This is a genomic window from Streptomyces atriruber (assembly GCF_001418325.1).
GTDB classification, from domain to species: Bacteria; Actinomycetota; Actinomycetes; order Streptomycetales; family Streptomycetaceae; genus Streptomyces; species Streptomyces atriruber.
The window spans coordinates 43355-54439 of sequence record NZ_LIPN01000101.1; the positions used below are offsets into that span (position 1 = coordinate 43355).

The following is an 11085-nucleotide window of genomic DNA, read 5'->3' on the forward strand; positions in this document are numbered from 1 at the left end:
CGCCCAACGGTCCTCCCCGGTCGGCGCCCCGTCAAGGACGATCACCCGTCCGGTGGCGCTGTCACCAGGCAAAATTACATGTAGCTTGCATCAATTAGACTCCCTAACTTAATATGTGCATACGTCAACGACTTCCGTGCAAGCAGTGGAAGCAGTGAAGGAGCGGCTGTATGAACAGCAGCACAGGGGGTCCCGCCGAAGGGGACCCATTCGACGCCGGGGCGGGCAGCCTGCTGCGGCAACCGAAGGCCGTGTGGGCCACGGCGGGCGCGTCCGTCGTCGCCTTCATGGGCATCGGACTCGTCGACCCGATCCTGCCCTCGATCGCCAAGGGCCTGGACGCCGACGCCAGCCAGGTGTCCCTCCTCTTCACCTCGTACTTCCTGATCACCGCCGTCGCCATGCTGGTCACCGGCTTCGTCTCCAGCCGCATCGGCGGCAAGAAGACCCTGCTGCTCGGCCTCGCGCTGGTCGTGGTCTTCGCGGCCCTGTCCGGCACGTCGGGCTCGGTCGGTGAACTCGTCGGGTTCCGGGCCGGCTGGGGCCTCGGCAACGCGCTCTTCGTCTCGACCGCACTCGCCGTCATCGTCGGCGCCGCGGCGGGCGGCAGCGCGGCCGCGATCCTGCTGTACGAGTCGGCGCTCGGCCTCGGCATGGCCTGCGGGCCCCTGGTCGGCGCCCTGCTCGGCGACGCCAGCTGGCGCTACCCCTTCTTCGGCACCGCCGCGCTGATGGCCATCGGCTTCCTCTGCATCACGGCGTTCCTCAAGGAACAGCCGAAGCCCGCGCAGAAGACCTCGCTGCTCGCCCCGATCAAGGCGCTCGGCCACGGCGGCCTCGCCTCCGCGGCGGCCTCCGCGTTCTTCTACAACTACACGTTCTTCACCGTGCTGGCCTTCACGCCGTTCGTGCTGAACATGACCCCGTACAAATCCGGCGCGGTCTTCTTCGCCTGGGGTGTGCTGCTCGCCGTCTTCTCGGTGCTCGTCGCGCCGCGGCTGCAGGCACGCCTCGGCTCGCTGCAGGTGCTCGGCGGCTCCCTGGTGCTGCTCGCCATCGACGTGCTGGTGCTCGGCTACGGCAACCACACCGTGGCCGTCGTCTGCACCATCCTGTCCGGCGCCTTCATCGGCGTGAACAACACCGTGTACACCGAGCTCGCCCTCGGGGTGTCCGACGCACCGCGCCCGGTGGCCAGCGCCGGCTACAACTTCGTCCGGTGGTTCGCGGCCGCCGCCGCGCCGTTCCTCGCGCCGAAGATCGAGGAGTGGAGCAACATCCACATCCCGTTCGTGGTCGCGGCCGTCACGGCGGTGCTCGGCGCGGTCGTGGTGTGGGTGCGCAGGAACGCCCTCACTCACGAAGCCGAGGAGCTGGAGCCGCAGCACGCCACGGAGGACGGCGTGACGGTCTTCGCCAACTGAGGCCCCCGCGAAGGAACTTCAGGGACTTCAGTCCAGGGACACGGACTTGCGCAGCGGATCGCGCAGGTCCGTTCCGCTGTTCAGCCAGCGCTCCTGAAGGGCCGCCGCGCCGTGCACGCGCTTCCACGCCGCCTCGTTCGGCGTCATGGGGAGCAGGGGCAGGAAACGTACGGGATCCATGGGGCCGTCCAGCTCCAGGTCCTCGATCAGACCGCCGGACTCCGCCACGAGCACCGAGGTGAACGGCGCCCCCGGCCACAGCGGTTCGCCCACGTCCAGCGACGCGCCCGGCGCCACGATCAGCCCCTCGACCTGTGGCGAGGCGGCGAGCACGGCGAGCGGCCGGAGCGCCTTGTCCGTGTCGGCGAGGCCTCCCCGCACCGACAACACCAGCTCTGCGCGCGGCCCCTTGACCGGATCGGCCAGCGGCGCGGTCGGGTCGGCCATGGGCTGGGCCGACATGCCGAGCGTGGCGTAGCGCACCACGTCGCCGTCCGTGAACCGCAACACTTCGATGCGGTCGGTCCCGAGGAAGGTCACCGCGGCGCGCGCGTCGGGTTCCCCCAGGCCAGTGCGGAAACGGGCCTCGACCAGCGCAAGAACATCAGCCATGACGCGAGCATAGAACTCGTCAGGGACCGGCAAAGCGGGGGCTTGACACTTCTGTCGGCTGATAGTGTTGGCCGCTGGCTCAGGGCAGCACGCAGAAGCGTCGCTTTCAAGCCCTGCAGACAGACACTGACTTTGCGCCACGGGCGTGAAGGGCGCATGGGACTTCCCTTACGGGGGACCGGCCGGAGGAGGTGGGGCTGCAATGGACCGAAGTCGACCGTGCAGTACCACCCGCTCTTCCGCCCGGTGATTCACGCAGCCCTGTAGCTGCGCGAGCACACGCACGCACCGCGAGCACCGTTCGTGCCGTGTGCGTCGGAAGAGCACTTCGTTCCCACCTGATCTGTCTGAGTTCCCTGATCTGTGTCAGTAGCGAAGCTGCCACCGCGACGATGCGGTGCTCCCCGCTTTGTGGACGTGCCAAACATCCCGCAGTAGGACGTCCCCATTCCGGGCAGTTCCAATCGTCGCCGGCGGCCTCCTTCGAAGGAGCCTGCCCATGTCCATGATCCGCGACCTTCGTGCCGCCGTCCGCCCCTCGCTGCGCAAGGACGGCACCGCCTACCCCTCCTCCCCCGCCTCGTACGACACCTACGACGCCACCCGCGACGCCGCGTCCGCCGTCGTCGACTGCGCCGTCTACCGCGACGGGCGCCGCCTGGAGTGCGCGGACGCCCTCACACCGCACGAGGCGATGCTCGAGGTGCGCCGCCGGGGCGGCTTCGCCTGGATCGGCCTGCACGAGCCGACCGAGGCCGAGTTCGCCGGTATCGCCGCCGAGTTCGGACTGCACCCGCTCGCCGTGGAGGACGCGGTCCACGCCCACCAGCGGCCCAAGCTGGAGCGTTACGACGACACGCTGTTCACCGTCTTCAAGACCATCCACTACGTCGAGCACGACGAGCTCACCGCCACCAGCGAAATCGTGGAGACCGGCGAGGTGATGTGCTTCACCGGCCGGGACTTCTTCATCACCGTGCGGCACGGCGGCCACGGCTCGCTGCGCGCCCTGCGCCGCCGCCTCCAGGAGGACCCCGAGCTGCTCGGCAAGGGCCCCTCCGCCGTCCTGCACACCATCGCCGACCACGTCGTCGACGGCTACCTCGCGGTCGCCGACGCCATGCAGGACGACATCGACGACGTGGAGAGCGAGGTGTTCTCCGCGCCGAGCAAGGGCAAGGGCACCTCGCGCGGCGTCGACGCCGGGCGGATCTACCAGCTCAAGCGCGAGGTCCTGGAGTTCAAGCGGGCCGTCTCGCCGCTGCTGCGGCCGATGCTGCTGCTCAGTGAGCGGCCGATGCGGCTCGTCGACCCCGATATCCAGAAGTACTTCCGTGACGTCGCCGACCACCTCACGCGCGTCCAGGAACAGGTCATCGGCTTCGACGAGCTGCTCAACTCGATCCTGCAGGCCAACCTCGCGCAGGCCGCCGTCGCGCAGAACGAGGACATGCGCAAGATCACCTCGTGGGCGGCGATCATCGCCGTCCCGACGGCCGTCTGCGGGATCTACGGCATGAACTTCAAGCACATGCCCGAGCTCCAGTGGCGCTACGGCTACCCGATGGTGCTCGCCCTCATCGGCGGCGTCTGCTTCGCGATCCACCGGACCCTGAAGCGCAACGGCTGGCTGTGACGGCCGCGGTCCGGCCCCGGTGGGCCGTGGGCGTCACTCGGTAGGCTGCCGCCATGACTGCTGACCCGCTGCTCGACCGCGCCCTCGTCGAGGAGGCCACCAAGAAGTCCGGCCTCGTCTGGGTCCAGGGCGAGGGCTCGCCCGCCCGGGCGCTGTGGCACATCTGGCACGAGGGCGCCGTGCACCTCGTCGGCGACGGTCCCGGCGAGCAGCCGCTGCCCGGACTCGTCGACGGGGGGACCGCCGAGGTGACCGTGCGCAGCAAGGACAAGGGCGGCCGCGTCGTCGCCTGGACGGCGGCGGTCGCCGAGCTCGCGCCCGGCTCCGAGGAGTGGGAGGCGGCGGTCGCCGAGCTCAAGGGGAAGCGGTTGAACGCGCCGGACGCGGAGCGGGTCACCGTGCGGTGGGCCGAGCAGTGCCGGGTCGTCCGGCTCACCCCGCGTGAGGGGGTGACGCCGTTGCCCTCGGGGTCTCTCGCGGCGGCGCCGCTGCCCACGGGGGCGACCACGCGTGAGCCTTTGCCCGACGGGCTTCCGCGGCTGCTTTTCAAGCGCAAGCGCCGTTGAGTCCTTCGGCGGCTCCGCCCTGCGGGTGTGTGGGGCTGGTCGCGCAGTTCCCCGCGCCCCTGGAGGCCTGCCCCTTCGGGGCTTGCCTCTTACGACGTCGGGAGTTGCTTTCCGTAGTCGACCATTTCGTCCTTGCCCGGCTCCTGCAAGGCGAAGTCCTTGTTCCAGTCGGTGAGTTTGAGGGTGCCCGCGTCGCCGCCGCGGTCCAGGCGCAGGGGGTACGGCTTGCCGTCCAGGGAGACGGAGAGCGTGCCGCCCGCGCCGTCGTCGCCGGTGATCTTGATGCTGCGCAGCGAGCCCGTCTTGCCGCGGTCGCCCACGGCGAGCTTGCCGTGCAGGGCGAGCATGCCGTCCAGGAGTTCGTCCTTGTCCGTGAAGCCGCTCAGCTGCTGGTAGGCGGGGTCGCCCTGCGGGACCTTCACGTACTTGCCGTCCAGCTTGGCCGCGGCCGTCGCGTCGGACTGCCCCGACTTTCCGTCGCCCTCTTTGCCGTCGTGCGTCCAGAACTGCGTGTCGGCCTTCAGATACAGCTGCTCGCCGACCTTCAGCAGCTGGAAGGTCTGCCCCTTGGAGGTGACCGAGCCGGTGCCGCCCTCGCCCTTGAGGCGCATGTCGAGGGTGTACGTGTGGCTCTTGCTGACCACCGTGCCGGAGAGCCGGACCGCAGAGGCCGTCTCGGCCGCCTTGCCCGCCTTGCTCTGGATCTTCGACGCGGAGAGCTTCCCGACGCCGTTCGTGCCCGCGTCCGGGTCCTCACTGCCGCTGCAGCCCGCCAGACTCGTCACCGCCGCGACCAGACCCGCGCACAGCGCACTCACGAACGCTGCCCGGCGGGCGCGGCTGGCCAGGGGAAGAGCGGTCACAGGTGGCGCTGCCTCTCGTGCGGACGACCTCTACGGCTTCGGCAGTACGGCAGCGTACCTGTGTCGGCCGAGCCGATCGGCGGCAGTCCGTCCGGACCCTCCGCCGGGGCGTGTCCGACCGGGACGGGCTAGCCTGAAGCCCGTATTGACGGACCAACCGGCATGAAACCCCCGGCCTGAAGGAGGCGCACGTATGGCGGCAGGTGCCCCCAGGGTCTTCGTCTCACACCTCTCCGGCACCCCCGTCTTCGACCCGAACGGCGACCAGGTGGGCCGGGTGCGCGACCTGGTCGCGATGCTCAGGGTCGGCAGACGGCCGCCCCGGCTCCTCGGCCTCGTCGTCGAGCTCGCGACCCGGCGCCGCCTCTTCCTGCCGATGACCCGCGTCACCGGCATCGAGTCGGGCCAGGTCATCACCACCGGCGTCCTGAACGTGCGGCGCTTCGAGCAGCGGCCCACCGAGCGGCTCGTCCTCGGCGAGATGCTCGACCGGCGGGTGCGGCTCGTCGACACCGGCGACGAGGTCACCGTCCTTGACGTATCGATTCAGCAGCTCCCCGCCCGCCGCGACTGGGAGATCGACCGGGTCTTCGTGCGCAAGGGCAAGGGCGGCACCTTCCGGCGCAAGGGCGAGACGCTCACCGTCGACTGGTCGGCCGTGGACGGCTTCTCCCTGGAGGAGCACGGCCAGGGCGCCGAGAACCTCCTGGCCACCTTCGAGCAGCTGCGCCCCGCCGACCTCGCCAACGTCCTGCACCACCTCTCCCCCAAACGGCGGACCGAGGTGGCCGCCGCCCTCGACGACGACCGGCTCGCCGACGTCCTGGAGGAGCTCCCCGAGGACGACCAGATCGAGATCCTCGGAAAGCTCAAGGAGGAGCGCGCGGCCGACGTCCTGGAGGCCATGGACCCGGATGACGCGGCCGACCTCCTGGCCGAGCTGCCCGAGGAGGACAAGGAACGGCTACTCACCCTGATGCAGCCGGGCGACGCGGCGGACGTCCGACGTCTGATGGCGTACGAGGAGCGGACGGCCGGCGGCATGATGACCACCGAGCCGATCGTGCTGCGGCCCGACGCGACGGTCGCCGACGCGCTCGCCCGGGTGCGGCAGCAGGACCTCTCCCCCGCGCTCGCCGCGCAGGTGTACGTGTGCCGCCCGCCCGACGAGACGCCGACGGGCAAGTACCTGGGCACCGTGCACTTCCAGCGGCTGCTGCGCGATCCGCCGTACACGCTGGTCGGCTCGATCCTGGACGACGATCTGCTGCCGCTCGCGCCCGGCACCACACTGCCGGCCGTCGCCGGGTACTTCGCGACGTACGACATGGTGGCGGCCCCCGTCGTCGACGAGAGCGGCTCGCTGCTCGGGGCGATCACCGTCGACGACGTGCTCGACCACATGCTGCCGGACGACTGGCGCGAGACGGAGTTCCACTTGGAGGAGGAAGGGGCGGGCCATGGCGGCTGACCGCGAGCGCGAGAACCGTTCCGAGCCGCGGAGCCCGCGATTCCGTCTGGACCAGCCGAGGCCGCCGCGCAACAGGATCCTGCCCGAGTACGACCCGGAGGCCTTCGGGCGCCTCTCGGAGCGCATCGCGCGGTTCCTGGGCACCGGCAGGTTCATCGTCTGGATGACGGTCGTCATCATCCTGTGGGTGGTGTGGAACATCGCCGCCCCCGACCACCTGCGGTTCGACCAGTACCCGTTCATCTTCCTGACGCTGATGCTGTCGCTCCAGGCGTCGTACGCCGCCCCGCTGATCCTCCTCGCGCAGAACCGCCAGGACGACCGCGACCGCGTCAACCTCGAACAGGACCGCAAGCAGAACGAGCGGTCCATCGCGGACACCGAGTACCTCACCCGGGAGATCGCCTCGCTGCGCATGGGCCTCGGCGAGGTGGCCACCCGCGACTGGATCCGCTCCGAGCTCCAGGACCTGGTCAAGGAGTTGGAGGAGCAGCGCGCCGTATTCCCGTCGGAGCGTTCGCGCGGAAGTGATGTAGGCGACCGCTGACATACCTTTCCGGGGCGGGGTTACCGCGCCGTACTATCGGTCTTATGGCTACGGAAGACGCGGTGCGCGAAGCACTGGCGACGGTGAACGACCCCGAGATCCAGCGACCCATCACCGAGCTGGGGATGGTCAAATCGGTGGACATCTCCGCCGAGGGGGCAGTCGCGGTCACCGTGTACCTGACGGTCTCCGGCTGCCCGATGCGCGAGACCATCACGAAGAACGTGACCGACGCGGTCGCCGCGGTCGAGGGCGTCACGCACGTCGACGTGACCCTGGACGTGATGGGCGACGAGCAGCGCAAGGAGCTGGCGGCCGCGCTGCGCGGCGGCACCGCCGAGCGCGAGGTCCCCTTCGCCAAGCCCGGCTCGCTGACCCGGGTCTACGCGGTCGCGTCCGGCAAGGGCGGCGTCGGCAAGTCCTCGGTGACGGTGAACCTCGCGGCCGCGATGGCCGCCGACGGCCTGAAGGTCGGCGTCGTGGACGCCGACATCTACGGCCACTCGGTGCCCCGCATGCTGGGCGCCGACGGCAGGCCCACCCAGGTCGAGAACATGATCATGCCGCCGTCGGCGAACGGCGTGAAGGTCATCTCCATCGGCATGTTCACGCCGGGCAACGCGCCGGTCGTGTGGCGCGGCCCGATGCTGCACCGCGCGCTCCAGCAGTTCCTCGCGGACGTCTTCTGGGGCGACCTGGACGTGCTGCTCCTCGACCTGCCGCCGGGCACGGGCGACATCGCGATCTCGGTCGCGCAGCTCGTCCCGAACGCCGAGATCCTGGTCGTGACGACGCCGCAGCAGGCGGCCGCCGAGGTCGCCGAGCGTGCCGGCTCCATCGCCGTCCAGACCCACCAGAAGATCGTCGGCGTCGTCGAGAACATGTCGGGCCTGCCCTGCCCGCACTGCGGCGAGATGGTCGACGTGTTCGGTACGGGCGGCGGGCAGAAGGTCGCCGAGGGCCTCACGAAGACGACGGGCGCGACGGTGCCGGTCCTCGGCTCCATCCCGATCGACGTCCGGCTGCGGGAGGGCGGCGACGAGGGCAAGCCCGTCGTCCTGACCGACCCGGAGTCCCCGGCGGGCGCGGCACTGCACGCCATCGCGGGCAAGCTGGGCGGCCGTCAGCGCGGCCTGTCGGGCATGTCGCTGGGCATCACGCCGCGCAACAAGTTCTGAGTCCTCATCCGGTTAGAGCCTGTGTCATAACCCCGGCTCTTACGGCGACGGGGGCGCCGCTCTGCGTGAGCGGCGCCCCCGTCGGCGTATGCACGGAGCCCTACGAGGCGTACGACCCGATGTCCTTGATCACCGAGAAGCCCAGGCCGTACGCGCTCATGCCGCGGCCGTAGGCACCCAGGTGGACGCCCTCCTTCGTGGAGCCCGCGAGGACCCAGCCGTACTCGGACTCGCGGTAGTGGAAGGGCGTCGGCACCCCGTCCACCGGCAGGGACAGCGTCGACCAGTCGGAGCCCTCCAGGTCGTCGGCGAGCACCCAGGCGGTCTCCGTCTGCTGGTCCAGCCAGTCGTCGCGCAGGGTGTGGTCCATCTGGCCGGGCCAGGTGAAGGACAGCAGGCCGACCCCGGCGAGCCAGGCCGCCGAGGAGACCGAGGTGGCCTCCAGGACGCCCGTGCCGTCCGCGGTGCGCCGCACCGGGTTGGCCGCGACGGTCACCACGACCGCGAAGCGCTCCTTGTCACTGTTGCCGAGGCTGCCCTCGGCACGGACCGACGGCTCGTCGCCGTGTCCTATCGAACCGTGCTCCACGGCACCGTCCGCCGTCGCGCCGACCTGCATCAGCCAGCGCTGCCCCGTGAAGGCCTCGTCGAGGCCGTACCAGGGGAAGGGCGCCAGCAGGTAGCCGTCGACCGTACGTCGGGCGGTCGGCACCGCTTGTGCGGTGCCGTCCGCGGTCGGCGCCTGCGCGCCCACCCGACTTGTCGTCTCCATGTACCCGGCCGCCTCCTCGCTCTCGTCTGTCCGGAGCGGCCCGCCCCCCTCGGGCGTCCTCACGCCGGACAACAAGGCAGGATAGCCACACCTGTTGGCGGGGGCAGTCCAGGCGAGGTCTCAGGTGGCGTCCGCGTCGAACGGCGGACGGTCGCCGGAGTCGAGCTTCTGGGGCTCCGCGGGCTTCTTCTGCATGTCGACGCGGGCTCCGCCGGACGAGGCCGCGGAGGCCTCCTTGGCGGCGTCGGAGGAGTCGCTGTCGCGGCCGTGCACGGCGTCCGCGACCTCGTTCATCTCCTTCTTCAGGTCGAAGCCGTTGCGGATTTCCTTGAGCCCGAGCTCGTCGTTGTCGAGCTGCTTGCGGATGAACTTCTTCGGGTTCAGGTCGTCGAACTCGAAGTCCTTGAACTCGGGGCCGAGCTCATCGCGGATGTCCGCTTTCGCACTGTCGGAGAACTCGCGGATCTTGCGGATCGTGCGGGAGATGTCCTGAATGACCTTGGGGAGCTTGTCCGGACCGAAGATGAGCACGGCGAGGACGACCAGCGTCACTATCTCGAGTGCGCCAATGTCATTGAACACCTGGAACTCCTTGCGATGTCCTCAGCCCGCAGCAGGTCGTCGGCAACAGGTCGTCGTCCGAGGTCTGGACCGTGACCACGGTACCCGGCGCTGATGTCTGTCCGGTAGCCGCTGCACGACAACGCGGAGCAGACCTGGCCAGTCCTTTACTCAGTCACCGCCGGCCGAGCCGAGCACCAGAGTCACCTCGCGGTCGTCGCCGTCGCGCTCGACCGTCAGGCGCAGGCGGTCCTTGGGACGGTGCGCGCGGACCTTGACGATCAGCTCGTCGCTGGAGTGCACGGCGCGGCCGTCGACCTCGGTGATGACGTCGCCCGGCTTCAGGCCGGCCTTGTCGCCCGGGCCGTTCCTGTTGACCGACGGGCCGCCGCTCCTGCCCTTGTCCGCTATCCGGGCTCCGTCGCCGTTGAACTCCGTGTCGAGCGTGACGCCTATCACGGGGTGCGTGGCCTTGCCGAAATTGATCAGCTCTTCGGCGACGCGCTTGCCCTGGTTGATGGGGATGGCGAAGCCGAGGCCGATGGAGCCCGCCTGGCCGCCGCCCGGGTCCGAGCCCTCGTCCGCGGAGCGTATGGCGCTGTTGATGCCGATGACGCGTGCCTTGGAGTCGACCAGGGGGCCGCCGGAGTTGCCCGGGTTGATGGGGGCGTCGGTCTGGAGGGCGTCCACGTACGAGATGTCGCTGCCGTCGCCCTTCTCGCCGCCCGCGGTGATGGGCCGCTCCTTGGCGCTGATGATCCCGGAGGTGACCGTGTTCTCCAGGTCGAAGGGGGCGCCGATGGCCACGACGGAGTCGCCGACCTGGACGTTCTCGGAGTTGCCGAGCGGCAGGGGCTTCAGGCCGCGGACGCCGGTCACCCTGACGACCGCGAGGTCGTAGCCGGAGTCGCGTCCGACGACCTCGGCCTTGGCTGTCTCGCCGCCGCTGAAGGTCACGGAGACCTCGCCGCCGGTGCCCGCGGGCTCGACGACGTGGTTGTTGGTGAGGATGTGGCCCTTGCCGTCGAGGACGAAGCCGGTGCCGGTGCCCTGCGCGGAGTCGCCGCTGACGTGCAGCGTCACGACGCCGGGCAGGGTGGCCGACGCGATGCCCGCGACGCTGCCCTTGGGACGGTCGGCGGACTCGGCGTCCGCCTGCCGGAGCTCGACGTCACCGGTGCCGTTGCGCTCCAGGTACGCGCCGGTCGCGCCGCCGATGAGCCCCGAAAGGAGCGCGATGACGGCGACCCCGATGAACAGCACGCGCCGCCCCCGCTTGTCCCGCTTCTCCCGAGTCTCGGGCGGCAACGAGCCGACTTGCTGAAGGGGAGCGTTCCAGGGGTCGTACGGCTGCCTGGACGCGACCGGAGGCCCCCCGGGCTGCACGGGGGGCGGAGCCATGCCTTGGGGCGCTTGGGGCACCTGGGGCTGAGGCTGTTGCGGCGGGTGCGGGGC

General features: G+C 70.2%; 11 protein-coding genes. 6 read left to right on the forward strand and 5 right to left on the reverse strand.

Annotation, left to right across the window (positions count from 1 at the left end):
• The first annotated feature begins 170 nt into the window (after positions 1-170).
• On the forward strand, positions 171-1424 hold the full coding sequence (locus AOK03_RS12040) for an MFS transporter (protein WP_055565200.1): 1254 nt from the start codon (positions 171-173) through the stop codon (positions 1422-1424).
• Between the two features lie 27 nt (positions 1425-1451).
• Here the strand turns inward: AOK03_RS12040 and AOK03_RS12045 are convergent, their stop codons facing one another.
• A complete protein-coding gene (locus AOK03_RS12045) occupies positions 1452-2036 on the reverse strand; it encodes a suppressor of fused domain protein (protein WP_055565201.1) in 585 nt (194 codons plus the stop codon).
• Positions 2037-2535: 499 nt separating this feature from the next.
• Here AOK03_RS12045 and AOK03_RS12050 point away from each other — a divergent pair, with 499 nt between their 5' ends.
• Together AOK03_RS12050 and AOK03_RS12055 are read left to right on the forward strand one after the other, a co-directional pair.
• Positions 2536-3672: a magnesium and cobalt transport protein CorA gene (locus AOK03_RS12050; RefSeq protein ID WP_055565202.1), complete on the forward strand. Its 1137-nt coding sequence runs from the start codon at positions 2536-2538 to the stop codon at positions 3670-3672.
• A 53-nt stretch (positions 3673-3725) separates the two neighbouring features.
• Positions 3726-4238 carry a hypothetical protein gene (locus tag AOK03_RS12055; RefSeq protein WP_055565203.1) on the forward strand — a complete coding sequence of 171 codons (513 nt, stop codon included), beginning with the start codon at positions 3726-3728 and terminating at the stop codon, positions 4236-4238.
• Between the two features lie 89 nt (positions 4239-4327).
• Here the strand turns inward: AOK03_RS12055 and AOK03_RS12060 are convergent, their stop codons facing one another.
• Positions 4328-5101, reverse strand: coding sequence for a hypothetical protein (locus tag AOK03_RS12060; protein ID WP_055565204.1), 774 nt, complete (start codon positions 5099-5101; stop codon positions 4328-4330).
• A gap of 193 nt (positions 5102-5294) precedes the next feature.
• On the opposite strand from AOK03_RS12060, the gene AOK03_RS12065 reads away from it, so the two are divergent.
• The 3 genes from AOK03_RS12065 to AOK03_RS12075 are packed head-to-tail and all read left to right on the forward strand — an operon-like array spanning position 5295 to position 8297.
• On the forward strand, positions 5295-6572 hold the full coding sequence (locus tag AOK03_RS12065; RefSeq protein ID WP_055565205.1) for a magnesium transporter MgtE N-terminal domain-containing protein: 1278 nt from the start codon (positions 5295-5297) through the stop codon (positions 6570-6572).
• Positions 6562-7119 carry a DUF1003 domain-containing protein gene (locus AOK03_RS12070; protein WP_055565206.1) on the forward strand — a complete coding sequence of 186 codons (558 nt, stop codon included), beginning with the start codon at positions 6562-6564 and terminating at the stop codon, positions 7117-7119. The genes AOK03_RS12065 and AOK03_RS12070 overlap by 11 nt, the downstream gene beginning before the upstream one ends.
• Before the next feature lie 44 nt (positions 7120-7163).
• Positions 7164-8297 carry an Mrp/NBP35 family ATP-binding protein gene (locus AOK03_RS12075; RefSeq protein ID WP_055565207.1) on the forward strand — a complete coding sequence of 378 codons (1134 nt, stop codon included), beginning with the start codon at positions 7164-7166 and terminating at the stop codon, positions 8295-8297.
• Between the two features lie 100 nt (positions 8298-8397).
• On the opposite strand, the gene AOK03_RS12080 is transcribed toward AOK03_RS12075, so the two are convergent.
• From AOK03_RS12080 to AOK03_RS12090, 3 genes are all read right to left on the reverse strand, one after another.
• Positions 8398-9069 carry a hypothetical protein gene (locus tag AOK03_RS12080; protein ID WP_055565208.1) on the reverse strand — a complete coding sequence of 224 codons (672 nt, stop codon included), beginning with the start codon at positions 9067-9069 and terminating at the stop codon, positions 8398-8400.
• 120 nt (positions 9070-9189) lie between these two features.
• Positions 9190-9651 carry a sec-independent translocase gene (locus AOK03_RS12085; protein WP_055565209.1) on the reverse strand — a complete coding sequence of 154 codons (462 nt, stop codon included), beginning with the start codon at positions 9649-9651 and terminating at the stop codon, positions 9190-9192.
• A gap of 150 nt (positions 9652-9801) precedes the next feature.
• The coding region (locus AOK03_RS12090; protein WP_055565215.1) for a S1C family serine protease at positions 9802-11085 on the reverse strand (1284 nt) is incomplete at its 5' end.

Coding starts and splice junctions, on each gene's coding strand:
- AOK03_RS12040 (WP_055565200.1), top strand. CDS start 171: ATGAACAGCAGCACAGGGGGTCCCGCCGAAGGGGACCCATTCGACGCC.
- AOK03_RS12045 (WP_055565201.1), bottom strand. CDS start 2,036: ATGGCTGATGTTCTTGCGCTGGTCGAGGCCCGTTTCCGCACTGGCCTG.
- AOK03_RS12050 (WP_055565202.1), top strand. CDS start 2,536: ATGTCCATGATCCGCGACCTTCGTGCCGCCGTCCGCCCCTCGCTGCGC.
- AOK03_RS12055 (WP_055565203.1), top strand. CDS start 3,726: ATGACTGCTGACCCGCTGCTCGACCGCGCCCTCGTCGAGGAGGCCACC.
- AOK03_RS12065 (WP_055565205.1), top strand. CDS start 5,295: ATGGCGGCAGGTGCCCCCAGGGTCTTCGTCTCACACCTCTCCGGCACC.
- AOK03_RS12070 (WP_055565206.1), top strand. CDS start 6,562: ATGGCGGCTGACCGCGAGCGCGAGAACCGTTCCGAGCCGCGGAGCCCG.
- AOK03_RS12075 (WP_055565207.1), top strand. CDS start 7,164: ATGGCTACGGAAGACGCGGTGCGCGAAGCACTGGCGACGGTGAACGAC.
- AOK03_RS12080 (WP_055565208.1), bottom strand. CDS start 9,069: ATGGAGACGACAAGTCGGGTGGGCGCGCAGGCGCCGACCGCGGACGGC.